Source organism: Paraliobacillus zengyii (assembly GCF_003268595.1).
In the GTDB taxonomy this organism is placed as follows: Bacteria; Bacillota; Bacilli; order Bacillales; family Amphibacillaceae; genus Paraliobacillus_A; species Paraliobacillus_A zengyii.
In genome coordinates this window covers 1,960,719-1,984,164 of sequence record NZ_CP029797.1, presented here as the reverse complement: position 1 = coordinate 1,984,164, position 23,446 = coordinate 1,960,719, and the positions used below count along the sequence as shown (strand labels likewise).

Genomic DNA, 23,446 nt, shown 5'->3' with positions numbered 1-23,446 from the left:
AATGACAACTAACTGTAGATTTCATATGTTTTCCATCGACTAAAATAACTTGTTTTTTTCAGAATTTCACACAATCGCATACATCTCTTTGATCTCAAGCATTTCTGTGATAAATTAAAATTAGAATGAACTGTTATGATCACAGGAGGCCAACAAATGAAAAAGCACTTTTTAAATAAATTTTATCAGAAGACGCATGAAGAACGAATCAAAGCATTGATTTCAGCTGAGATTCTAACTGATGAAGATGCAGTAGACTTAAAGCGTAAATTAGAATTACCAGATGAAATTGCGAATCATATGATTGAAAACCAAATTACTACATACGAATTACCACTTGGGCTTGCACTTAACTTTTTAATTGATCAAAAGGAATACATTGTCCCGATGGCCGTTGAGGAACCATCCGTTATTGCTGCCGCTAGTTCTGCAGCAAAAATTATCAGCCAATCAGGTGGTTTTGAGACAACTATACAAGAACGAACTATGATAGGTCAGATTGCTTTAACGAACGTTTCTAATATGAATCAAGCTGAACAAAATATTTTTCAGCATGTAGATCAGATCATAGAAAAAGCAAATCAAGCCCATCCTTCTATTGTGAAGCGAGGCGGTGGTGCTCGTTCTGTTGTAACCAGACAGATTGAAGCAGATGATCAGTATGATTCGCCTTCTTTTTTTGTAATTCATATCCACGTTCAAACATTAGAAGCAATGGGAGCCAATATTATCAATACAATGGTTGAAGCTATTAAGCCATATGTAGAAAACTTGACAGGTGGAACTGCCATAATGGGCATACTCTCAAACTATGCGACAGAATGTTTAGCAACTGCAACTTGTCATATTCCAGTTACATTATTAGAAAAAGGTGCTTTTTCAGGTGAGGTAGTTCGTGATAGGATCATCGAAGCTTGTCAATTTGCTACTGTTGATCCATATAGAGCTGTCACACATAATAAAGGAATTATGAACGGTATTGACTCGGTAGTTCTTGCATCAGGAAATGATTTTCGAGCTATTGAAGCAGGCGTACATGCTTATGCAGCACGGAGTGGCCAGTATCGTTCCCTCTCTACATGGTCTAAAGCACAAAACGGTGATTTAGTTGGCTCAATGACAATTCCTTTACCAGTAGGTTCTGTTGGAGGTTCTATTAACATCCATCCTACAGCTCAATTCACGAAGCAACTTTTAGGAAATCCGACAGCAAAAGAATTGGAATCGATTATTGTTTCTGTTGGCTTAGCGCAAAATTTTTCTGCTCTTAAGGCACTTGTAACCGAAGGTATTCAAAAAGGACATATGGGACTTCATGCGAAATCGCTTGCTATTAGTGCGGGGGCTAAGGGTGAACAAATTGATATCGTTACAGAAGAATTGAAACAGAGAAAGAATATGAACTTGGCAACAGCTAAAGATATATTGAATCGACTAAAAAACTAATTAATAATACCCATAACCTCACACTTGTTTTACAATTTTATATTTTAAAAAGGATCAGTCTATCACTTTAACTTAGACTGATCCTTCTGTTGATTATTTTGAAAACTACCTGCCAACTTAGGAACATGTATAGTGCTGTTATTCCTAGATATACTATGGTGGAGGTGATAAAATGCATAACAAAAATAATAAGGAAACAAAAGGAAAGAGAGAGAGTCAATACAATACTATTCCGATAGCTGACGGAGATTGTGATCAAGAATCAAAAAATGAACGACATAATAATAATGCACGTGTTTTAGCAGCGGTTGAACCAGAGTATCCAAGAATTAATACCGATAATCTCTAATGCCATCCACTTGTATAATGTAATACATAATAATTATTAAAAAAATCCGTTAAGCAGCTGTGCTTAACGGATTTTTGGCCTATTTGTTTTTGTTTACATATTGGCGCATATGATCTTTTATGCCTGAGAAGCAGATCGAAGCTGGATCTTTCTCGATTGGTAAAGTAATGTTATCAATACCAACTGGTAATGTATCTTGGAATACCTCTTCATAAGCTGAAACACTAATTTCTTTTCTATCTGCTAATAATTTCGCATGTTGATCTGAAAATAAGGCTTCGCGATAATTTGGTTGTAATATTCCTGAGAAGAATTCGCCCACTGCACCAGATCCATAGCTGAATAATCCTATTCTAGATCCTGGCTCAATGGTATCATTTAATTCAAGTAAGGATAGTAAGCTTAGATAAAGGGCTCCTGTATAAATATTACCTACAATAGTATTATATCGCTTACTAATTTCAAAATTAGCTAATAAACGATCCTTATCCGCCTCTGTCCCCTCATCAATAACAGTTCTTAGTGCTTTTAAGCCCATTTTTGTATATGGTAAGTGGAAAAAGATTGAGTTAAAATCTTTTAATTCAAACCCTGTCTTTTCTTTGTGTTCTTTCCAAACACGTTGGAAAAAGTTTAAGTATTGGTCAACAGAAAGTTTACCTTGAACATAAGCAGTATCTGAATAAATAGGACGCCAGAAATCCATTACCTGTTCAGTTTGGTAAGCACTCGGGCTCTCTATTGTCATAATTTTTGGATCTTTACTCACCAATATGGCAACTGCTCCCGCTCCCTGGGTAACTTCACCAGTTGTATGTAAGCCATAACGTGCTATATCAGATCCTAGAACAAGTACTTTACTTTCAGGATTTAATGCAATATGACCTTTTGCAATTTGAATACCTGCTGTTGCCCCGTAACAAGCCTGTTTCACTTCGATTGAGCGAGCATTTGGGTTTAAATCTAATAATTCATGAATATAAATAGAGGCTGCTTTCGAATGATCAATTCCTGATTCTGTTGCAAAAATAACATAATCAATTGTTTTTTTATCTTCTTCCGTTAATATTTCTAAGGCTGCATTAGCAGCTAAAGAAACGGCGTCCTGAGTAATAGGTGGAACGGCCATTTTCTCTTGTCCAATTCCAATAGTGAATTTCTCTGGTTCTACATTTCGAGCAATAGCCAATTCCTTAATATCAACATACATATGTGGTGTATAAAAACCAATTTTATCAATTCCTATTTTCAAAATAGTTCACAATCCTTTTTAATTTAATGATAAATCTCCATTTCTACTTGCTTCTACTATGTCAGAAATCTTACCTAAGTATAACACCGAATAATGCTTGAAGAAAACCCTATCATTTTCTTTTTAATGTTTCAGTTGGTCTAGTTGATTTTACAATACTTCTTGTTTTATACTAGTAAACAAAGATAGGATATCCTTCTTGATTCATTTCGTTGTTAATTCTGAGGATACCCTATCTCTTTTTTATCTTCAAGTAATTTACACCAATTTTTTCTCTTTACAAAATCTAGTAATTGAATAAAAGTCAGTAGCAAAACCTTATTATCTTAATGAGAAGTAATTAAAGTCAATGAAATATTCTACCTTTCGGATTCAAGTTGTTATATATTTCTATGAAGGAGTGCATGAAAATATGGAAGATGTTGTAATTGTTAGCGCGGTTCGTACCCCTATCGGTAAATTCAAAGGGAGTTTAAAAAATATATCTGCAGAAAAATTAGGCGAACTAACGGTTAAAGAAGCCATTCGTCGTGCACATATTACGCCAAAAGATGTTGATTCGGTCATTTTTGGAAATGTTTTGCAAGCTGGATCAGGTCAAAATCCGGCACGCCAAATTGCTGTAAATGCTGGAATACCTTATGAAGCAACTGCTATGACAATTAATGAAGTATGTGGTTCCGGTTTAAAGTCTGTTATTCTTGGCAGTCAAGCTATTAAACTAGGTGATGCGGATATCGTTGTCGTAGGTGGTACAGAAAATATGACACAAGCTCCCCACCTATTACCAAATTATCGCTGGGATAAAGCTATGGATGAGTCAAACTTGAAAGATAGCATGATACATGACGGTCTAACAGATGCATTTAACCAAACCCATATGGGAGTAACAGCTGAGAATGTAGCAGAGAAGCTAGTTGTATCTCGTGAGGAGCAAGATGCATTTGCTTTAAGCTCGCAACAAAAAGCGCAAAAGGCTATTGAAAATGGTAGATTTGATGATGAGATCATCCCAGTCACCGTAAAAGATGATACTGGAGAAGAATATTTATTTTCTGCAGATGAACATGTCCGTAAAAATTTAAAAATAGAAGATTTGCAAAAACTGAAAACACCGTTTATTCAAGATGGTACGGTCACGGCTGGTAATGCATCTGGTATTAACGATTGTGCAGCAACACTTGTACTGATGAAGAAGTCGACTGCAGAAGAAAGAAATATTCCCTATTTAGCAACGATTAAAGGATATGCAGAAGTTGGAACAGATCCTGCATTAATGGGATATGCACCATATTACTCTATTAAGAAGCTAATGGAGAAAACAGAAATTAGTTTAGATGAGATCGATTTGTTTGAATTGAATGAGGCCTTTGCTTCACAAAGTATTGCAGTATTAAGAGATTTAAAGATTGATACCGAGAAAGTAAATGTTAATGGTGGTGCAATTGCATTGGGTCATCCAATTGGTGCATCTGGTGCAAGAATTCTAGTAACGTTACTTCATGAAATGCAAAAGACAAACGCCCATTTGGGTCTAGGCTCTCTTTGTGTAGGTGGCGGAATTGGCGTTTCTATGATCTTGGAACGATAAATAAAAAATGCAAGGCCAGTAACTAATAACTGGCTCTTGCATTTTTTTTGATAGTAATTAAACTCTTCTTTTTTTAAAAACATCATTTCCATTTTTGAATATGGTAAGAAATAGAGAAAGTATTGGTGAAAAATTTTGCTTTGGTTCTTTTCCATTGCCAATTCTATTTAGTTGCTGGGCGTACCAAGTCAATTCCATTAGTCCTTTATTGTCTATAAACGAAAAACCTGTTTTGATCGGCTTCACGTTAACTTTTGTACTTTTATCAAGTAATATTTGATTTGCATAGTCTGGATCTATAGCTAATGGTCTTGCTAATCCTATTAAATCAGTTGCTCCTGACCGCAATGCTTCGTCCATTCCTATGCGTGTTCTAAATCCACCTGTTAAAATAAGTGGTACCCCTGTTTTTTCTTTTAGCTTTTCTGCATACTCTAAGAAATAGGCTTCTCGTTTAATTGTTGATTCTTTTACGTGATTACCAGTCATTTCTGGCCTTTCATACGTACCACCAGATATTTCAATTAGGTCAACACCGAGTTGATCTAACTTTGTGATCACAAATTGTGACTCTTCTTCAGAAAAACCAGCTTTCATAAAATCAGAGCTGTTAATTTTAACCCCAATCGGAAAATCATTCCCTACCTCTAAACGCATAGCTTGATAGATTTCTGACAAGAAACGGAAGCGGTTTTCTACTTTGCCACCCCACTTATCGCTTCTTTGGTTGTGTCTTGGAGAAAGAAATTGACTGATTAGATAACCATGTGCGGCATGAATTTGCACACCAGTAAATCCAGCACTTTTAGCCAGTTTCGCTGTGTTAGCAAATTGTTGAATGAGGTCATTAATTTCTTCTTCAGTTAGCGCTCGACACATTGGAAAGAAACGCTGGAATTTTGGTTCAAAAGGGATTGCAGATGGTGCCAAGGCTTCAGAGGTTACCCCTTTTATAACCTGTTTTCCTGGATGATTAATTTGCATCCATAAATGGGTATTATTTTTCGTCCCCGCTTTTGCCCAGTTTTTAAATTTTCCTAGATTATTATCATTATCTAATACAATATTTTTGGGTTCTCCAAGTGCTGTGTTGTTTATCATGACGTTTCCTGTGATCACAAGTCCAGCACCACCTTGTGCCCACGTCTCATATAAGCGAATAATATTGTCTGTGGGAAGGTGATCTCTTGTAGAAAGGCCTTCGCTCATTGCGGACTTCACAATGCGATTTTTAAATGTAATCGCCCCGTTTTTTAATGAAAAAGGCTGTGTTACAGTTAATTCGCTCATATTAAAAGTCTCCTCTCCTATTTTCACCTTTCTAATTCAATAAATACTTGTATAAGCATATCGATTTCTTCTAGTGCAATCGTCCGGAAATCTAATAAGACAGCTTCCTCTTGAATCCGCGTGATAATTGCGGGTTTGCCGCTTCTTAGTTTTTCTGCTAAATCATTGGCAGTATCTGTTGCGTGCGTAATTGAAACCACATAGGTTGGAAGTTCGACATCAGGCATGGTTCCTCCACCGATTTGTGAGGTGGAATCTTTTATAGAACATGTATAAGCTGTAGCGACTTCTTTTAGCGCTTTTATGAACATATTTGCTTGTTGTTCAATCTCGTCTAAGGGTTTTGTAATATCTCTTACTGTAGGGAGTTTACGTATAGCTTCTTCACTTGTTAAATAAGCACGAATTGTTTTTTCTAATCCTGCGAAAGTCATTTTGTCAACACGTAGCACTCTTGCTAGTTGATGCTTCTTCAGTCGATTAATCAGCTCCTTTTTCCCAACAATAATACCTGCCTGCGGTCCTCCAAGTAATTTATCACCGCTAAAAGAAACAAGATCAACACCAGATTGAATGACTTCTTTCACCACTGGCTCGTCACCAATACCGTCATTTCTAAAGTCATAAATAGATCCGCTTCCCAAATCTTCATAAAAAATCAAATCATCCTGTTGATTCTTTAGTTCCACTAACTCCTCTGTTCGAACCGACTCCGTAAAACCAATCATTTTAAAATTACTTGTATGTACTTTTAATAACATACCGGTTTGCTCTCCGATTGCATTGGCATAATCATACAAGTGTGTCTTATTTGTTGTACCAACTTCAACAAGATTAGCTCCGCTTTCTTCCATAATAGAAGAAATTCGAAATGATCCACCAATCTCAACAAGTTGCCCTCTTGAAACAATGACTTCTTTATCTTTAGCTAATGCCCGTAAAATCAGATAAACCGCTGCGGCGTTATTATTCACAACCATCGCGGCTTCTGCACCAGTGACTTCCACCAGTAATTCTTCCAATATAGCATGTCGTGAACCGCGTTTTCCCTCTTCTATGTTGTACTCTAAGTTTGAGTAACTTCCCGCAACAGCACGCACATGCTCAATCGCATCATTACTCAAACGAGCTCGTCCTAAATTCGTATGTAAAACCGTACCCGTGCCATTAATAACAGGTCTTAGGGAATCTTGTTGTCGCTTTTGTACACTTTCTTCTGTCCGCATAATGATGTAGTTAAAAAAGGTTTCTTGTGAAGGGTTCTCAATCGGTGAAGTTCCAGTAAGAAGCTGCTCGCGCAATTCACTTATTACATGCTGGATGATTGTTATAACCCGTGATTCAGTTAAACCTGTTGTTTCGATAAGATTTGTGAATTGATCACTTTTTTTGAAAGCATGCACAGGTGGCAATTCCCTTACTAAATGCTTCATCTTCATTCCTCCTCATGGAACACAATCTATTAGTTTAGTATAAGTGGAAATGTCTTCATTAGATAGTTAAAGCTACTGACGATGTGAATCAGCAGTAGCTTTTTGTTAGTGTTTGTCTATTTCTTTGATAATAAGTGCTAGATCAGGATATTCGCCTGTCTCTCGTTTCGAATAAATCTTGTCCCCATTCACGCTAATCTCAAATGCTCCACCAGAGCTTGGGATTAATTCTAATGATGTAATTGCACTGCGATAATGGGTAAATAACTGTTCCGCAAAACTTGCGGCTTTAGGTGCGTAGTTTCACTGCATACAAAATTCTACAACTAGATTATACTTCATTTGATACTTCCTCCTTTTTAAAATTATCTATTCTTTTATTATATCCTTGATCATATGGAAACTAAAAAAATGTGCTCGACCCTATTAAAGCCAAGATCGCTTTGTTTCATCTCTTTTCGTATGCTCCAATCGATCTAATAGTTCAAGCAGTGGAATAAGGTATTTACGCGAAACGTTCCAGATTTCTTTAGCCTCTTTCAAATCAAAAGTATTTTCTGTTTGTTGTCGTAACGTATGAACAGCTTGATCAAATGCTTCTTTATCAACAAGCAAATCCTCTGTTAGCGGATAGGCTTGTCCTGTTTGAAGTAAATAGTTCTTTAATTCGTCTACGACCTTTTGTGAAAATGGCGTGTCTATAAAATAGTCTTCCCACTTTTGTACAGAAAGACCATCTCCAGCAACTGTCTCAATAATTTCTACCATCCTTTTGGACCATTTTTTTGGAAGGTGTGGTGAAAAACTCTTTAAAGCAATAAATTGACTCTCTTTTTTTATTAAATCCTCTGTTATTGCTTGCTCCAGTGTGAATACGATAAGTTGCTTAGAAAAGTTAGCTTGTACCAATTGAATCAATTCTGCTTTATTCATACCTATACGCATTGTAAAATCCTGATGATAGTGGTTCAATTCGGTTACCAACATATCTTTTATTATTTCGATGTCTTTTTTTCGTGCATACTTGTTACTAGGTAAGCTAATGAATAAATCACTTTCTACTAGTTTCGTGACTACTTCTTTATCTAGAGACGTCATTTGAATAAGTTGGTCAAGTGACAGCAATCCTTCATGAGAAAGGGCATCGACGATTAAATCCTCTGGTGAACCTTGTTTCTTTTTCTCTAACATCTCGATTGTTTCGTGACCAAAAAGATATTTCTCACCTATTGGATCAATCACCCAACCACCACCTATCGTTTCAACAGGTGTTGGCCTTCTTATAATAAAACGATCACCCCTGCGAGCAACTACTTCATTATCTAATCGAATTTGACAGAGAACTTCCTCTGTTGCTTCTGTTAGCTCATTGCGATCAAAAAAGACAATCTTACCGATAACTTCGGAAGTACCAATATGAACCTTTACAGGAGCACGTTGTTTTAATGTGTACCTAATAGCTTTTACAAATCGAATCGAGACATCGATCGTCTTTGTGACAATAAAATGCTCAGAAGTTACTAAAACATCCCCACGTTGGATCTCTTCACGGTCTAATCCAGTGAGATTAATCGCTGTTCGTTGACCAGCCTTTGCTTCTATTACATCATTGTTATGTACCTGAATATTTCGCGCACGCACTTTTTTTCTCGATGGTAATACAGTTAATTGGCTTGCTTGTTTAACAATACCTTCATAGATTGTACCTCTTATTATCGTCCCTTGTCCCTGAACAGTAAAAACCTGATCAATTGGCATTCGAAAAGAACCATAACGGTCTCTATTCTGTATTGTATTTACCTGAGTAAATATTGTTTCTTTTAATTGATCAATGCCCTTACCTGAGAGACTATCAACATAAAATACAGCTGCCTGTTCAAAAGTAGTTCCTTCGAGATTCTCGGCAATATCTAAGCTTACAAGCTCTAACATATCCGCTTCGACACGATCGATCTTTGTCACGGCAATAATTGCATGTTCTACACCTAGAAATTCTAATATTTCTATATGTTCCTTTGTTTGCGGCATTACTCCTTCGTCTGCTGCAATCACAAGCACGACGAGATCAATACCAGCCACTCCTGCAATCATTTGACGGATAAACCGTTCATGCCCTGGTACATCAACGATTGAAACGTGAGTGCCGTCTTGTGTATGTATCGGGGCATATCCTAAAGTAATGGAGATGCCACGTTCTTTTTCTTCTTTTAATCGATCTGTATCGACGTTTGTTAATGCTTTTGTTAGGGTTGTTTTGCCATGGTCAATATGTCCAGCCATGCCAATTGTATAATATGACTCTTCCATTTTTAAACCTGCTTTCATATGATCTATATAACCCTACTTTAATCATAGTTTACAGGTGAATCAAGCATAATACATTAAAATCTTTAATGAACCACCTACTTCAAAAGGAAACTTATCATTTATCTCAACTACATTTCCTTTCAAGTCAATCTCCAAATCCTTAGATTCTATATCATCTTTCATTTTAATCAGAAATTCTACATTTTATAATGTTTAAGAATAAGATGTTTCGGTGTAGAAGGTATCTCCTTAAGTCCATCTTTTAAAAATTCAGGATATAGATTAATACCATCAATTTCACTAATAGGTGTCCATTTATAAATTAATCTTTCCCCTTCTTCACCATAAAATTCCTCTTTTGTAAAACTGGATGAGAAAGCTGCTGAAGAAATACGATAATATAATCCTATTTCATGATAGTTTTGATTATTGTACGCAAAGAAATTCTCCGTAATCCAAAGCAGATTATCCACCGATACATCAAATCCCAATTCCTCTTTAATCTCTCTTTTGATACTTGTCTGCGAGTCCTCTAAAACTTTTACTCTTCCACCTGGCAAAGCCCAATGCTTTTCCTTTACTTGTTTATGTATAAGTACGTGATCATCTTCAATCATAACTCCAGCAACTCTATAATTAAAAACGGCATTTTTTAGAAAAAATGTTGCATCCATAGTTTTCACCTCCAAGTTTTATCATACGCATTGACATTGCACTTTCTTTTCTTTTGATACCAAATAAATACTTAATTTAAATGTACCTTATACACTTATGGAATTTCTTCTAACTATAATTTTATTTTACCATAAAATTCAATTTAACTGAGGACCGTTCTTTTACTTTGATCAAGCGAAATATACCTTTCCCATTTAAAGTTTTAATTTCTTGTCCATTTGTATGAAAATAAGTATAATGTAAATTAGTCAGTTCAAGTGAGGCTTATTATTGGCTTCAGTAGAGAACAGTAATATTAAGTATATTATGGGGTTGGATGGGTGACTGGTGTCCTCCTGGGTCTTCAAAACCCTGAGGGGCCTGCGTGTCAGGCTCGGTGGGTTCGATTCCCACACAATTCCGCCAAACTAACATAATTATCAAGTGATTTATTATAATATTCCCCTTAACTAATAGATCTTTATAATACGTCAATCAGTTAAAACCGTTAGCTTATAAATAGGAAAAGACCAAATCGTTATGCGGTTTGGTCTTTTCCTACTATCCTATCATTTCTCTCCTTTTAACTGTTTCCTTCTTCTGCAGTCATTGCATCTCTTTTGGTTGGATGAACAGTGCCAAATGGGTGATTTGGTGGGGCATATATAGAATACAGTTTTAGTGGAATAGTACCTGTATTAATGAGATTGTGCCACGTCCCTGCAGGTATAACGATGGCAGAATCATCATAAACAGTTGCTTCAAAAGTTACATTGTTTTTCGTGTTGCCCATTCGAACATTTCCTTGGCCTTGTTCAATACGTAAGAATTGATCAACATCTGCGTGCATTTCTAAACCAATATCTTCACCAACTTCCAGATTCATCAACGTCACCTGAAGATGGCTTCCTGTCCATAAAGCAGTGCGAAATGTATTGTTTTTCTTAGTTGCTTCATTGATATTAATGACAAAGGGTTCAGGTCCATAATCTTTTAACAGCCTATTTGCCTCAATGTTTGAGTATCGTAGATTATCAATTCCACCCCAATGATTTGACTGATTAGAAAAATCTAACTGAACAAACTGTCCGCCATAATTATACATTGGAGCATGCCTATAATGAGGATGTTGACCAGGATACATATAAGGAACATAGTACATTCTTTTCAATCCCTTCTGTTTATCACATTATCCTATGCAAGAATGGAGCGAATGTACTTGTTGATTTTGCGTAAATTTACTTTTGTATATAGAATGAATTAATTGTAATTAAGTTTAAGCATTTATATAATGGAATAAGCAATACTAAGGAATATATTGTTACATAGTAATGTAGAGGCATTTCAAATCCGTGCCATCACCTTTAAACAGTATATTTAAACTAAACAAGTCGACTAAAGGATGAATAATATGAAAGTTTTATTAGCAACACCTAATTTTCATCAGCCACGTGGAAATACGATAACGGTGCAACGGATTGCGGATGGATTAGAAAAAAACGGTATAACTACGGAGATTATTTCAACAACAGAAAAGCCTCAAAAGTATAGTTTACCTGAAGCGGATATTGTTCATGGTTTTCATGCCTATCGTTTCTACACTTTTATGCAACAATTGGATACTAAACCAAAAGCATACATGATTACGATAACTGGTACGGATCTAAATCATAATTTATATGATGAAGACACGCGCCAAGATGTAATAACTTGCCTTCGTGAAGCAAAAGCGATTCATGTATTTAATGAGGAAGGTAAAAAAACAATTGAGAAAGAAATTCCAGATGTAAAAGACAAATTGTTTATGATTCCTCAAGGAACAAGTGAGTTTATTAGTACAAGTTTTCCGCACAAAAAACCAGATGGCTCATTTTTGTTTGTTTTACCAGCCGGTATTAGAAAGATAAAAGATGTACCAGCAGCAATTAAGATGCTTCAGTTACTACGCGAAAAAGATAATCAAATTCGGCTTTGGTTAGTAGGACCTATACTTGAAGAATCAGAAGGTAATAAAGTGAAACGTTTGGTCGAAGAGAATAAAGAATGGGTAAGTTATCTTGGACAAGTTCCGCATGATCAAATGGGGACCATATACGAGGAAGCGGATTGCATTTTAAATACGTCTATTTCCGAAGGACAGTCTTCAGCCATTTTAGAAGCAATGGGATATGGTTTACCTGTTTTAGTAGCAAATAATGAGGGTAATGCGAGTATTATAATGAACGAGGAAACTGGATTTATATATGACTCGCAAAACCAATTTCTTGATTATGCAGAGAAAATAATGAATAATGTAACTTTAAGGCAAGCTATCGGGCATCAAGCTATGAATTATATTTCTTCTCATCATTCAGGTAATGATGAGATAAAAAGCTTATTAGCTATATATGAAACCCGATTAAGATGATTTGTTAACAGAGATTATTTGTTTAAAGGAGTGATACCATGTCAAAGAAAGAAGAGATTATTAAATTAACATCTTTATCTACAAAAGGTGGCTGAGGATGCAAAATTGGTCCTGAAGACCTGTCGCAGGTTCTGCGACACTTACCAAAAACTGCAGTTGATCCCAATTTACTCGTTGGATTAGATACATCTGATGATGCTGGTGTTTATAAGATAAATGATGATACTGCGCTTGTACAAACATTAGATTTCTTTACTCCAATTGTCGATGATGCTTATATGTTTGGACAAATTGGTGCAGCAAATGCTCTAAGTGATGTGTATGCTATGGGTGGTAAACCGTTGACAGTCATGAACATTGTTGGTTTTCCAATAAATACATTAGATAAAAGCATTTTAGCAGATATATTAGCTGGTGCTTCTGATAAGGTAGTTGAATCTGGTGCAGTATTAGTTGGTGGACATTCTATTGATGATGATGAGCCTAAATTTGGTTTATCTGTAACAGGTACCGTTCACCCTGATCATATACGCGCTAACGTTGGTGCCCAACCTGGTGATCGTATTATTTTAACAAAACCAATAGGAGTTGGTATTTTAACAACTGCGCTTAAAAATGGTTTGTTAGATGATGACACAATTGAAGAAGTCATGGATGTAATGGCGACATTAAACAAATACGCTTCTGAAGCAATGGACGGCTATACTATTAACGCATGTACCGATGTAACTGGTTTTGGCCTACTTGGTCATACACGTGAAATTGCTGAAGGTAGTAATGTTGGAATTACGGTAAACCATAAAGATGTCCCCGTTATATCCAAAACGCGTGAACTAGCTGAACAAGATATTATTCCTGGTGGTACGAAGAAGAACCATAAATGGCTTTCTGATTGCATTGAATACGGAGACCATATTAGTAAAGTTGATCAATATATCCTTTGTGATGCTGTTACATCAGGTGGATTATTGATTTCAATTCCGGAATCTGAAGCAGACTTATTACAACAAAAACTAAAAGATAATAATGTGTTTTCAGCAATAATTGGTGAAGTAACAAGTGAGAAACCTGGTAAAATAACGGTTATTTAAAATATTAATCTCACTTACTAAATTGAAATGAAAGAAGGACTCTACTTCTGTTGAGTCCTTCTTTATATGAAAGGATTATCCAAATGAGAATTTTGGTTACAGGCGGTGCCGGTTTTATTGGCAGACATGTTATTAATGAACTTTTACAAGGAGATTACCACGTATCAGTTATTGATCTAGAACCGTTTGATCAGACTGATTTAGATAATCAAGTGCACTACTACTGTGCAGATATTACGAAAGATGTTACAGCTATATTTGAGCAAGAAAAACCTGATATTGTTATTCATCTTGCTGCACAGGTTGATGTATCTAAATCTGTGAAAGATCCGATGTTAGACGCTTCTACCAATATCTTGGGAACATTAAATATTTTAGAAAACTGTAAAAAACAGCAAGTAAAGAAGATAATTTATGCATCATCAGCAGCTATTTATGGAGAACCTACATACTTGGCAATTGATGAAAATCACCCCAAGAGTCCTAATTCATTCTATGGTGTATCGAAACTTACTGCTGAATCGTATATTGAAACATTTGCAGCACTACATGGATTAAATTATACGATCTTAAGGTATGCAAATGTTTATGGTCCTGGTTCCTTAAGAATAGAAGATGGAAATGTTATTTCAAGATTTATAGACAAATTAACATCGGACAACTCCCCTACTATTTTTGGTGATGGTGAACAGTCTCGAGATTTTATCTTTGTAAAAGATGTTGCACGTGCTAATGTTGCTGCAATTACGCAAGGTGATAGACAAACCGTAAATATTAGTACGAATAATCCAACAACCCTTAATGAATTAGTGGACAAGTTGAACATAATATTAGAGAAAAACCAAAAAGCAACCTACCTCCCTTCTCGTATTGGAGATATTTCACACAGTTTTTTATCAAATGAGTTGGCACGTGAGAAGTTAAATTGGGAAAGTTCTTATTCTTTAGAACGAGGATTACGTCTGATGGTAGCTGAATTAAAAAATATAAATTAGAGGTGTATTTAAATGAAGAGAGTCTTACTAACGTTAAGCATTTTTTTACTTATTCTTTTACTTGCTGCATGTGGAGAAGAAAATGAAGAAAGTCAAAATTTAGATGAGCAAGATACTTTCACAATTGGTGTCATTCCAGCACAAACAGAAGGTGAAATGGATACGGCAATGACTAAGTTACAAGATACATTGACAGATGCATTAGAAATAGATGTTGAAGTTGAAGTTTACCCTGATTATAACGGTGTAGTTGAAGCAATGAATTATGACAAAATTGATATGGCATATTTCGGCCCATTGACCTACGTTGTTGCTAATGCAAAAAGTGGAGCCCAAGCTATTATCACGCAGTTAATTGATGGCGAGCCATTTTATCATTCATATATCATTACGCATACCGATAATAAATGGGATTCACTTGATGAACTGCTAGAGGATTCTGCCGAAGTTGATTTTGCATTTGGAGATCCTAACTCCACTTCTGGTTCTTTAATACCTAGTATTGAATTACAAGATCGTGGAGCTTATATGTCTGAGGATGATCATGCGTTTAATTCCGTTCGTTATACAGGTTCACATGATGCAACAGCTCTATCTGTTCAAAACCAACAAGTGGATGCTGGAGCAATAGATAGTGCAATTTATAATCAACTTGTTGAAGCTGGAAAAATTGATGAGGAACAAATAAAAATAATTTGGGAATCAGAAGAATTGTTCCAATATCCATGGGCTGTTCATGAAAATACAGATCAAGAAACCATTGAAACTTTACAAGAAGCCTTCTTTGCTATTGAAGATGAAGATATTTTAAACGCTTTTGGTGCTAGTGGATTTACAGAAGCTACCGATGAAGATTATGAAAGTATAAAACAAGCAGCAATTAAGCAAGGTATTATTGAAGAATAGAGTTGATTAACGTGTGGTTCAAGAAAAAAAACATCTATACAGTGATCCTGTTAATCGTGTTCCTATACATTAGCATGAGGTTAACTGAGTTTGATTTAACAAAATTTAGAGACTTCCGAAATATGATTGATTTCTTGTCGCAGTGGTTCCCGATGGATTTTTCTAAGCTACCGCTTATGTTACAGGATAGTATGGAAACTTTAGCAATGGCTTTTCTAGGTAGTTTTCTCGGTCTTTTAATTGCATTGCCTATAAGTTTCTTTGCTGCATCGAATACGTCACCATCTAAGTCTCTCTATCACTTTTCAAGATTTGCACTTAGTTTTATTCGTTCAATACCAGAAATTGTTTTTGGGTTAATATTATTAACTGCGCTAGGCCTAGGCCCCTTCCCTGCTGTTATGGCAATCATGTTTCATAATGTCGGTGTATTAGGTAAATTGATCTCAGAACTCATTGAATCGTCAGATCCTGGACCACAAGAAGCAATAAAGGCTGTTGGTGCTAAAAAAGGGTTTGCCTACATTTTTAGTACCATGCCACAAATTTGGCCAAATCTATTATCACATTATTTTTATCGCTTTGAAGTTGCGATCCGTACTTCGCTTATCTTGGGTTTTATTGGTGGAGGCGGTATTGGACAAAGACTATTTAATGACTTTAAAACGTTCCAATATTCTGCAGTCTCACTCGATGTACTAATTATCATGGTTATAGTGGTTATCGTAGACTTATTTGGTAGCTATGTAAGAAATAAAGTCATTTAATGTATAACTTCTTTAGCCTAAAGCATACGTACAAAGGAGCACGATTAAATTGTTAGAGTTAAAAAATCTTTCTGTTCGATATTCTGGTGGAAAAGAAGATGCTATATCGGATATTAATTTATCTTTTGAAAAAGGTGATTTCGTATGTATCTTGGGCCAAAGTGGTTCTGGGAAATCAACATTTATTCGTTGTATCAATGGTTTACAAAAACCCACAACTGGTGAAGTACACTGGAATAATCAACAAATTTCAAAATTGAATGAAGAACAATTAAGAACGGTTCGCAGAGAAATGGGAATGATTTTTCAACATTTTAATTTGGTTCCCCGCCTCTCTGTTATTCAGAATGTTTTAACTGGTTTATTTGGTTATCGTTCTACCTTTAAGAATTTAATTGGGTGGTTTACAACCGAAGAAGTAAATCGGGCAAAAAAAATAATTGCTGACGTCGGGCTTGCGGATCAAACTCATCGCCGCATTGAACAGTTAAGTGGTGGTCAAAAACAACGTGTAGGTATTGCACGTGCTTTATTACAAGAACCAGCTATCTTTCTTGGGGACGAACCTGTTTCAAGCCTTGATCCTGGTACATCTAGCCATATATTTAATCTGATGCAAGAAATGCATGAACGCTTAGGATTACTCACTATTATTAATGTACATGATGTTGATTTAGCTAGACAATATGCAACGCGTATCATTGCATTAAAGGATGGAAAAATAGTGTTTGATGATGCTCCTGAATTATTTAATGAAGAAGCTTATTACCATACTTATCATTCAGAAACAAACAAGTTAGCCTTAACGAAGTAAAGGAGTTTGATTACCGTTGATAAAAAGCCCATGAATAGTTGATCAATCAAGGGTCGTGTACGACTCTAAGCATCCAAAAGTAATGACCAAAGTATCTACGCTTAGTAATAAAACAGTTGTTTTATCATTTGATGATGGTCCGAGTCGAGTGCTTTCAAAAATACTCGACATATTAAAAAAAGAAGAAGTCCCTGCAATGTTTTTTTGGCAAACTCGACTTTTATATCCAAAAAGGCCATGGCAACGTGTAATTGATGATGGGCATAGTATTGGATCGCATACTATTAACCACTCTAATTTATGTAACTTGACGTATGAACAGCAATATAAACAAATAAAAACGAGTACTACTGATTTAGAACGTATAACAGGAAAAAAGGTAGATTTTTTCCGTCCTCCTTTTGGCCAATTTAACTCGGATACTATTCGTATCGCTGAAGAATTAGGTTTACAAACAGTAATGTGGCGAGTTGCTTCAATTGATTGGGAATTAAAATGTGATCCAAACCAAATTGTTTCGAATGTAATTGATTATGTAGAAGATGGTGCAATCATCCTATTACATGAATTACAACAAACTGTTGAAGTTTTGCCGATCATTATTTCAAAATTAAAAGAAAAAGGATATTCTTTTCGTTTATTAAAATAAAAAGCTGATTTCCCCTTTCAAGAGGAAATCAGCTTTACTTTTTAAAATTAAAAAAATCCGGGTTTTCTTCCAGGTTTCCCATAATTCAATGGTCCGTAGCCTGGATTGTATCCTGGGGAACCATAGCCAATTCCGCCACCATACCCAGGGTTATAACCGGGTGTATATCCAGCTCCAGGACCATAATAATTATTACCATAACCAGGATTGTTTATACCATATCCAGGGTTATATCCGCCGTATCCAGGTCCATATCCACCATACCCAGGTCCTGGTTCAGGTCCATCAAATAACTCGCCGCCTAAATAACCTAAACCAGCTCCTATTAGACCTGTTGTTAAAGGACTAACAGCTCCAACCGGTCCAAATCGTTCATCCGGTTGCACTTGGTTCATTGGTACTTGATTCATGGGTACATCTCTTCTCATTCCATGCATATAAACGCTCCTTTTTCACATCATGTGATAGAATCAATTTCCTATTGTCCCTATATCCTATGGACTTCTAATAAAATGGACTGGGCAAAACCACTAATTTTATCAATCCTTTTTCAAAACGAACATAACATTCAATTATAATAAACACCAAATAATAACTTTCCTGAACAGAGGACAAATTATTATTTGGTTACTAACTTAATAGTAATTATTTTTCTAACGTTTTTTTAGTAACCGTAACCGCCAGCGTAAGAAGCACCAATAATTATTAATAAAATAAACAGTACAACGATTAATGCAAAACCGCCACCATATCCATATCCTGCAGACATTGTATCCCTCCTTTTCACTTTTCAAGTTACTATATGCAAGAGCATAAAAATGTGAAAGGGCGTTTATAATGAATACATAATAGTAAACTAATTTTTTCCATTTTTCCTATTGCACGCGTATATCAGCACTACCTATTAAAATTTCTAAAATATTTATTAAATTCCTAGTGCAATGATGCCTATAGGCGCATACCACATGGTGAAAATGAATAAAACCTTTAGGAGGAATAAATTTGTATAATAACAATTGGAATATTATGCAAGAAGAACATAAAGCGCCGAATCATCAATAACTTTTATGATTACTAAACACGGTGCAAGATTGTGAAGCTTCATATGAGCATAGGATAACAATGTTGCTACAAACAGATATTATACATTTTACAATATAATATAATGAATTTGAGATAAGTATTTTCGCATTTTCCACACTATGTAAAAAAGACTAACTAAGTCTGAAAACAGACTTAGTTAGTCTTTTTGTGAGAATATTAATTAAACACCATAACCGCCGTAAGAAGCACCAATAATTATTAACAAAATAAACAGTACAACGATTAATGCAAAACCGCCACCATATCCATATCCTGCAGACATTGTATTCCCTCCTTTTCACGTTTCAAGATACTATATGCAATTTGAATGAAATGTGTAAGGGTATTTATAATGAAAAATTAGTCTGTTTACTTTTTTTATAGCTATTTTTATAGTTAGAAATAACGCTAAACCTTTATATAACAAACTTTATGTGTTCATATAAAGTTATCTAATTGTTATGAAATTAATGATAGCGCCTACTACAATTCTAATATAGAACATGTACCATTAGGACCGTCTAAAAAGAAATCTATCCAGCATAACTGATACAATAGCAACGCAAATCAATATTACTGTATTTCGAAACACGCGAGGAAAGGTCATTTGATTTCGAATAACATAATCTTTTATTTCTGCCCATGTGTATGTATTATCTTTAATAAAAGTTAATTCACTTTCATTAATATTTTCGTCATTTGAGACTAAAACATCATATGATTCTAGAGAATTGTTATTATAAAATGGTATATTACCGTAATAAAGACTAACACCTAATGGAATACCAACAAAAATGATAAATAGTAAGAGAAGAAGAACGATTAACGTTTTTTTATTAATCAGCGTTCTCACCTCCTTCTATTTCTATTTTATTTTATATTACTTAAAACATGTTCTATATTTAAAATTAACTTGTATCATTTAGACTTTTTTTACTTACATAAAGTCAAAAAAGTATCGAATGATATGAAAAAAAACGGGTGATGTATAGGCTAAGCTATCAACGCGATTTAAGTAGATTATTTTTTCTAATTTCTCCTTATCTCCTATTAGTAAATCTCTTTTAAGAACAGAAATCGTTAGACTTCCCACAAAGCCAGCAATCCCCACAATCACCCCCGATAGTATGCCAAAGGTTAAATCAAAAGGTGTCAGAAATGTATACAGAAAGTAAGATATGCTTGTCGTAATAAGTAATGCTCCAATAAATCCTTCCCATGTTATGTATGGATTAGCTGATGGAACAATTTTCTTACGACCAATATAGAGAGAAATAAGAAAATGAACAACATCATTTAATTGTGTTAATACAATTAAGAATAAAACTAAATTTGATCCGTATTCTGGTGTAATGAATTGAAAATAGGCTAAATGACTCAAACCAAATACCATTAGCATTAATCCCCATTGTGTCAAACTAACTGATCGCAAGAAACCAAATGTACCTTTACCAATAATACGTGGTAAAGGTAAGAACAGAAAGACGTATACTGGAATAAAGACAATAAACATACCGTACCAACCAATGTATATCCAATAAAATTGAATAGGAATGGTTAAATAAGCCCATAGAAATATGCGACGATCAGACTTTCTTGTTTTTATCATAGAAAAATACTCTCTTAATGAAAAGAAACACAGAAACATAATTGCAAATAGCGATACGACTGGACCAAATAATGTTGCTACACAAAAGACAGCAAACATCCCCCACCATGTTTTAACACGGATAAAAATACTAGAAAAGTCTTTATTCCTTTCCTTCCTTTTAATAATTGATAATATAATAGTCGACGAAAGTAAACTGATGAAAATAATAGATAAAGTCCATAATACCTCTGTCATTTTATCACCCTTAATGGAATTAAGTTTAAAAAAACTGTATGTATTTAACTAGAATACTATATAATTGAGGAATAAAGAATAATTTTTAAAAAGAAGGAATTAAAATGGTTTCAGATCGTTATGTTTATATTATGCTATCCGATACAGGGACATTATTTTCTAACTTAATAAAAAAATATACGAAAGCACCTTATAATCATGCTTCCCTTTCGTTTGATCCAGAATTAAAACAAATGTATAGCTTTGGAAGAAAAAAACCGACAAACCCATTAAATGGTGGTTTTGTGAAAGAAGATATTTTCACTGGTACATATAGTAGGTATAGAGATACAACATGTGTGATTTATAAGCTGGCCGTTACCGATAGAGAAATAAGAAAGATGAACCGGATTTTAGATGTTTTTATTCGGAATAATGATAAATTTCTATACAATTTTCTTGGTGTAATGGGGATATCTGTTAACGAAGCTGTTGAATTCAGTAATTCTTATTTTTGTTCCCAATTTGTTGCAGAAGTGCTTAATCGTTCTGGAATTAAACTCTGGGATAAACTTGCAGCATTAGTGACACCAGATGATTTTCGTAAAAATGATCGTTTAGAGCATATCTACGAAGGAAAGTTATTTGAATTTGAACCAATTAAACAACAAATTTCTAATAAATAGAATTATGTATAAAAATTAATGAAACAAAGAAGAAAAGCATTGATTTTACGCTATTAACTTGGTAATTAGCCCTTTGAAATATAAAAAGTCTACGCACTTAACCATTTTTAAAATACAATATATTAAAAATGTGGTGGTGAATGAATTTGGATAAAAATTATTTACGTTGGACAGCATTACCTTACGCTGGAGAGAGTAATCCTCCTCGTTATTCAGCTACACCTCTAGCTGGCTCTTGGCCTCTTGTTTTTTTAAAACGCGATAGTAAAGACGATTTTTTAGATCCAGCAGGAAAAAAGTTGCATTTCCCAATAACTTCACCTAATGTAATTGATTTTGATAAAGAACTACATGTAGTCAGAAAAACATTGCATAACCTAACACCAGAGCAAAAAAAGATAGGTACTTATTATGGTACAGGTGTCCCTACTAAACAATGGACACCTGTAATTGATAGGTTAATTGATGCATATGACGTCTCGCCATTGCATGCCACAAGAATATTAGCTTCCGTGCACGGTGCAATAAATGATACAATGATTATAGTGTGGGATTTAAAGTACAAATGGGATGTAGCTAGACCAAATCAATATGACTATACGTTAAGAACATTGTTGTGTACGCCAAATTTTCCAACATATCCATCCGGTCATGCTACGTTGGCTGGATGCTGTGAAGTTGTATTAAGTTATTTCTTTCCTAAGGAAGCAAAGAAATTAAAGAGAATCGCAGAAGATAATGCACATGGTCGATTATATGCAGGTGTACATTTTCCATCGGATAATGATCAAGGTCTAGTTCTTGGAAGATACCTTGGCAAAACAATTGTGGAACATTTAGAGTCGCAAAACAATGTTTTGGAATTAATTGATAATCCCCACCGAGACAATCAAAATGCAGCTATTTTCCCGAAAAATTATCATCAGTTCATTCCGTATGATTTTGAAAAAGACTGTCACTCCCTATTAATAGGAAATGAAACGACTAGGGTTACAGAAAATAATATCAATGCACCTAAACCATTTCTCTTCAGATAAATTAAATAATGCATTGCATTATAATTTTATATTATAGTGCAATGCATTATCATTCGTTCTTGGCGAATTCCCCATCTACTTCGACAGTTTCGTATATATTAATAAATGCTTTTGAATCATGTTTTCGAACAATTGATTTAATTTGCATCGTTTCATAACGTGTAACGACCATCATTAGAATTTGTTTCTTTTCTTGTGTGTAACCGCCATAGCCGTCCATAATTGTTATTCCTCGGTATATCGAATCAACCAAATCTTTTCGAATTGTCTCACCTTTAGTTGTCACAATTTGCATCGTTAATTTGATATGATTCGTGTGAATGGTATCGATTACTTTTCCAGTGATAAATATCGATAACATAGTGTACAAAGCAATATTCCAATCAAAAACAGCACCTGAAATAAGTACAATGATCCCATTCATTCCTGTTAGTAACATACCTACACTTATATTACTTGTTCTTGATATAATGATGGCAATAATATCTAGCCCACCAGATGTACCAGAATACTTTAAAATGATACCAATACCTAAGCCGCCAATAACGCCTCCAAATATGCTCGATAGCAAGATATTATCTGCTACCGAGATAACTGGTAAAACGTACAAGAAAATAGATAACGAAACAACACAAGTAATTGTATTAATTATAATGACTTTTCCAAGTTTATTGTAACCTAAAACAAGTAACGGTAGATTAAGGATTAAATTAATAAGTCCAATATTAAACGGGGAAAGTAATCCAAGTAAAATAGCAACACCACTTATCCCACTGCTTAATATTTCGTATGGAACAAGAAAAAAATTAAAAGCAAATGCAACAATCAGCGAGCCTATTATAACGATACCATGTTTCATAAAAA

24 protein-coding genes, 1 tRNA gene and 1 pseudogene are annotated in these 23,446 nt (G+C 34.8%); 13 read left to right on the top strand and 13 right to left on the bottom strand.

Annotated elements, in window-relative coordinates; genetic code table 11:
* Positions 1-156 precede the first annotated feature (156 nt).
* Both DM447_RS10005 and DM447_RS18365 read left to right on the top strand, forming a co-directional pair.
* Positions 157-1,446, top strand: a complete 1,290-nt coding sequence (locus tag DM447_RS10005) for a hydroxymethylglutaryl-CoA reductase, degradative (RefSeq protein WP_112181089.1) — start codon at positions 157-159, stop codon at positions 1,444-1,446.
* Between the two features lie 172 nt (positions 1,447-1,618).
* Positions 1,619-1,795, top strand: a complete 177-nt coding sequence (locus DM447_RS18365; protein ID WP_157967309.1) for a hypothetical protein — start codon at positions 1,619-1,621, stop codon at positions 1,793-1,795.
* A 79-nt stretch (positions 1,796-1,874) separates the two neighbouring features.
* Here the strand turns inward: DM447_RS18365 and DM447_RS10000 are convergent, their stop codons facing one another.
* Positions 1,875-3,047 carry a hydroxymethylglutaryl-CoA synthase gene (locus DM447_RS10000; protein WP_112181088.1) on the bottom strand — a complete coding sequence of 391 codons (1,173 nt, stop codon included), beginning with the start codon at positions 3,045-3,047 and terminating at the stop codon, positions 1,875-1,877.
* A gap of 412 nt (positions 3,048-3,459) precedes the next feature.
* Here DM447_RS10000 and DM447_RS09995 point away from each other — a divergent pair, with 412 nt between their 5' ends.
* Positions 3,460-4,638 carry an acetyl-CoA C-acetyltransferase gene (locus DM447_RS09995; RefSeq protein WP_112181087.1) on the top strand — a complete coding sequence of 393 codons (1,179 nt, stop codon included), beginning with the start codon at positions 3,460-3,462 and terminating at the stop codon, positions 4,636-4,638.
* A gap of 57 nt (positions 4,639-4,695) precedes the next feature.
* Here the strand turns inward: DM447_RS09995 and DM447_RS09990 are convergent, their stop codons facing one another.
* The 5 genes and pseudogenes from DM447_RS09990 to DM447_RS09970 all read right to left on the bottom strand — a co-directional run bounded on the left by DM447_RS09990 (position 4,696) and on the right by DM447_RS09970 (position 10,342).
* Positions 4,696-5,928: an NADH:flavin oxidoreductase/NADH oxidase family protein gene (locus tag DM447_RS09990; RefSeq protein WP_112181086.1), complete on the bottom strand. Its 1,233-nt coding sequence runs from the start codon at positions 5,926-5,928 to the stop codon at positions 4,696-4,698.
* 23 nt (positions 5,929-5,951) lie between these two features.
* Positions 5,952-7,361, bottom strand: a complete 1,410-nt coding sequence (selA, locus tag DM447_RS09985; protein WP_112181085.1) for an L-seryl-tRNA(Sec) selenium transferase — start codon at positions 7,359-7,361, stop codon at positions 5,952-5,954.
* A 105-nt stretch (positions 7,362-7,466) separates the two neighbouring features.
* Positions 7,467-7,652 (bottom strand): annotated as a pseudogene (locus DM447_RS18745) (Rdx family protein); the annotation flags it as partial.
* Positions 7,653-7,787: 135 nt separating this feature from the next.
* Complete coding sequence (selB, locus tag DM447_RS09975; protein ID WP_112182717.1) at positions 7,788-9,668, bottom strand: selenocysteine-specific translation elongation factor; 1,881 nt, start codon at positions 9,666-9,668, stop codon at positions 7,788-7,790.
* A gap of 197 nt (positions 9,669-9,865) precedes the next feature.
* The gene (locus DM447_RS09970) at positions 9,866-10,342 is read right to left on the bottom strand and encodes an NUDIX hydrolase (protein WP_112181083.1); all 477 of its coding nucleotides are present in this window, start codon (positions 10,340-10,342) and stop codon (positions 9,866-9,868) included.
* A 309-nt stretch (positions 10,343-10,651) separates the two neighbouring features.
* Between DM447_RS09970 and DM447_RS18355 the strand changes: the two genes are divergently transcribed.
* Positions 10,652-10,748, top strand: a tRNA-Sec gene (locus DM447_RS18355).
* Positions 10,749-10,905: 157 nt separating this feature from the next.
* Here the strand turns inward: DM447_RS18355 and DM447_RS09965 are convergent.
* Entirely contained in the window at positions 10,906-11,484 is a 579-nt protein-coding gene (locus DM447_RS09965) for a cupin domain-containing protein (protein ID WP_112181082.1), read from the bottom strand.
* A 249-nt stretch (positions 11,485-11,733) separates the two neighbouring features.
* Here DM447_RS09965 and DM447_RS09960 point away from each other — a divergent pair, with 249 nt between their 5' ends.
* The 7 genes from DM447_RS09960 to DM447_RS09930 all read left to right on the top strand — a co-directional run bounded on the left by DM447_RS09960 (position 11,734) and on the right by DM447_RS09930 (position 17,951).
* Positions 11,734-12,729 (top strand): glycosyltransferase family 4 protein, encoded by a 996-nt coding sequence (locus tag DM447_RS09960; RefSeq protein WP_198671265.1) that lies wholly within the window; start codon positions 11,734-11,736, stop codon positions 12,727-12,729.
* A 38-nt stretch (positions 12,730-12,767) separates the two neighbouring features.
* The gene (selD, locus tag DM447_RS09955) at positions 12,768-13,820 is read left to right on the top strand and encodes a selenide, water dikinase SelD (RefSeq protein ID WP_198663111.1); all 1,053 of its coding nucleotides are present in this window, start codon (positions 12,768-12,770) and stop codon (positions 13,818-13,820) included.
* An 83-nt stretch (positions 13,821-13,903) separates the two neighbouring features.
* Positions 13,904-14,815, top strand: a complete 912-nt coding sequence (locus DM447_RS09950; RefSeq protein WP_112182716.1) for an NAD-dependent epimerase/dehydratase family protein — start codon at positions 13,904-13,906, stop codon at positions 14,813-14,815.
* A 12-nt stretch (positions 14,816-14,827) separates the two neighbouring features.
* Positions 14,828-15,721 carry a phosphate/phosphite/phosphonate ABC transporter substrate-binding protein gene (gene phnD, locus DM447_RS09945; protein WP_112181080.1) on the top strand — a complete coding sequence of 298 codons (894 nt, stop codon included), beginning with the start codon at positions 14,828-14,830 and terminating at the stop codon, positions 15,719-15,721.
* 11 nt (positions 15,722-15,732) lie between these two features.
* Positions 15,733-16,488, top strand: a complete 756-nt coding sequence (phnE, locus tag DM447_RS09940; RefSeq protein ID WP_112181079.1) for a phosphonate ABC transporter, permease protein PhnE — start codon at positions 15,733-15,735, stop codon at positions 16,486-16,488.
* A gap of 49 nt (positions 16,489-16,537) precedes the next feature.
* Entirely contained in the window at positions 16,538-17,302 is a 765-nt protein-coding gene (gene phnC, locus DM447_RS09935) for a phosphonate ABC transporter ATP-binding protein (RefSeq protein ID WP_112181078.1), read from the top strand.
* An 82-nt stretch (positions 17,303-17,384) separates the two neighbouring features.
* A complete protein-coding gene (locus tag DM447_RS09930; protein WP_112181077.1) occupies positions 17,385-17,951 on the top strand; it encodes a polysaccharide deacetylase family protein in 567 nt (188 codons plus the stop codon).
* 47 nt (positions 17,952-17,998) lie between these two features.
* Here DM447_RS09930 and DM447_RS09925 read toward each other — a convergent pair whose 3' ends face one another.
* The 5 genes from DM447_RS09925 to DM447_RS09905 all read right to left on the bottom strand — a co-directional run bounded on the left by DM447_RS09925 (position 17,999) and on the right by DM447_RS09905 (position 20,880).
* Positions 17,999-18,388, bottom strand: a complete 390-nt coding sequence (locus tag DM447_RS09925; RefSeq protein ID WP_198663120.1) for a hypothetical protein — start codon at positions 18,386-18,388, stop codon at positions 17,999-18,001.
* A 227-nt stretch (positions 18,389-18,615) separates the two neighbouring features.
* The gene (locus tag DM447_RS09920) at positions 18,616-18,720 is read right to left on the bottom strand and encodes a YjcZ family sporulation protein (RefSeq protein ID WP_112181076.1); all 105 of its coding nucleotides are present in this window, start codon (positions 18,718-18,720) and stop codon (positions 18,616-18,618) included.
* Between the two features lie 495 nt (positions 18,721-19,215).
* A complete protein-coding gene (locus DM447_RS09915; protein WP_112181075.1) occupies positions 19,216-19,317 on the bottom strand; it encodes a YjcZ family sporulation protein in 102 nt (33 codons plus the stop codon).
* A gap of 228 nt (positions 19,318-19,545) precedes the next feature.
* The gene (locus DM447_RS09910) at positions 19,546-19,887 is read right to left on the bottom strand and encodes a hypothetical protein (protein ID WP_112181074.1); all 342 of its coding nucleotides are present in this window, start codon (positions 19,885-19,887) and stop codon (positions 19,546-19,548) included.
* Between the two features lie 84 nt (positions 19,888-19,971).
* On the bottom strand, positions 19,972-20,880 hold the full coding sequence (locus DM447_RS09905) for a phosphatidate cytidylyltransferase (RefSeq protein ID WP_112181073.1): 909 nt from the start codon (positions 20,878-20,880) through the stop codon (positions 19,972-19,974).
* Positions 20,881-20,984: 104 nt separating this feature from the next.
* Here DM447_RS09905 and DM447_RS09900 point away from each other — a divergent pair, with 104 nt between their 5' ends.
* On the top strand, positions 20,985-21,545 hold the full coding sequence (locus tag DM447_RS09900; RefSeq protein WP_112181072.1) for a hypothetical protein: 561 nt from the start codon (positions 20,985-20,987) through the stop codon (positions 21,543-21,545).
* A 146-nt stretch (positions 21,546-21,691) separates the two neighbouring features.
* Positions 21,692-22,582 (top strand): vanadium-dependent haloperoxidase, encoded by an 891-nt coding sequence (locus DM447_RS09895; RefSeq protein WP_112181071.1) that lies wholly within the window; start codon positions 21,692-21,694, stop codon positions 22,580-22,582.
* Between the two features lie 49 nt (positions 22,583-22,631).
* On the opposite strand, the gene DM447_RS09890 is transcribed toward DM447_RS09895, so the two are convergent.
* Positions 22,632-23,441, bottom strand: a complete 810-nt coding sequence (locus DM447_RS09890) for a YitT family protein (protein ID WP_112181070.1) — start codon at positions 23,439-23,441, stop codon at positions 22,632-22,634.
* Between the last annotated feature and the right edge of the window lie 5 nt (positions 23,442-23,446).

Excerpts from the sequence above, each read along its gene's own strand:
- DM447_RS10005 (WP_112181089.1), top strand. The coding sequence starts at position 157 with ATGAAAAAGCACTTTTTAAATAAATTTTATCAGAAGACGCATGAAGAA.
- DM447_RS18365 (WP_157967309.1), top strand. The coding sequence starts at position 1,619 with ATGCATAACAAAAATAATAAGGAAACAAAAGGAAAGAGAGAGAGTCAA.
- DM447_RS09995 (WP_112181087.1), top strand. The coding sequence starts at position 3,460 with ATGGAAGATGTTGTAATTGTTAGCGCGGTTCGTACCCCTATCGGTAAA.
- DM447_RS09990 (WP_112181086.1), bottom strand. The coding sequence starts at position 5,928 with ATGAGCGAATTAACTGTAACACAGCCTTTTTCATTAAAAAACGGGGCG.
- selA (WP_112181085.1), bottom strand. The coding sequence starts at position 7,361 with ATGAAGCATTTAGTAAGGGAATTGCCACCTGTGCATGCTTTCAAAAAA.
- selB (WP_112182717.1), bottom strand. The coding sequence starts at position 9,668 with ATGGAAGAGTCATATTATACAATTGGCATGGCTGGACATATTGACCAT.
- DM447_RS09970 (WP_112181083.1), bottom strand. The coding sequence starts at position 10,342 with ATGGATGCAACATTTTTTCTAAAAAATGCCGTTTTTAATTATAGAGTT.
- DM447_RS09965 (WP_112181082.1), bottom strand. The coding sequence starts at position 11,484 with ATGTACTATGTTCCTTATATGTATCCTGGTCAACATCCTCATTATAGG.
- DM447_RS09960 (WP_198671265.1), top strand. The coding sequence starts at position 11,734 with ATGAAAGTTTTATTAGCAACACCTAATTTTCATCAGCCACGTGGAAAT.
- DM447_RS09950 (WP_112182716.1), top strand. The coding sequence starts at position 13,904 with ATGAGAATTTTGGTTACAGGCGGTGCCGGTTTTATTGGCAGACATGTT.
- phnD (WP_112181080.1), top strand. The coding sequence starts at position 14,828 with ATGAAGAGAGTCTTACTAACGTTAAGCATTTTTTTACTTATTCTTTTA.
- DM447_RS09930 (WP_112181077.1), top strand. The coding sequence starts at position 17,385 with ATGACCAAAGTATCTACGCTTAGTAATAAAACAGTTGTTTTATCATTT.
- DM447_RS09925 (WP_198663120.1), bottom strand. The coding sequence starts at position 18,388 with ATGCATGGAATGAGAAGAGATGTACCCATGAATCAAGTACCAATGAAC.
- DM447_RS09920 (WP_112181076.1), bottom strand. The coding sequence starts at position 18,720 with ATGTCTGCAGGATATGGATATGGTGGCGGTTTTGCATTAATCGTTGTA.
- DM447_RS09915 (WP_112181075.1), bottom strand. The coding sequence starts at position 19,317 with ATGTCTGCAGGATATGGATATGGTGGCGGTTTTGCATTAATCGTTGTA.
- DM447_RS09905 (WP_112181073.1), bottom strand. The coding sequence starts at position 20,880 with ATGACAGAGGTATTATGGACTTTATCTATTATTTTCATCAGTTTACTT.
- DM447_RS09900 (WP_112181072.1), top strand. The coding sequence starts at position 20,985 with ATGGTTTCAGATCGTTATGTTTATATTATGCTATCCGATACAGGGACA.
- DM447_RS09890 (WP_112181070.1), bottom strand. The coding sequence starts at position 23,441 with ATGAAACATGGTATCGTTATAATAGGCTCGCTGATTGTTGCATTTGCT.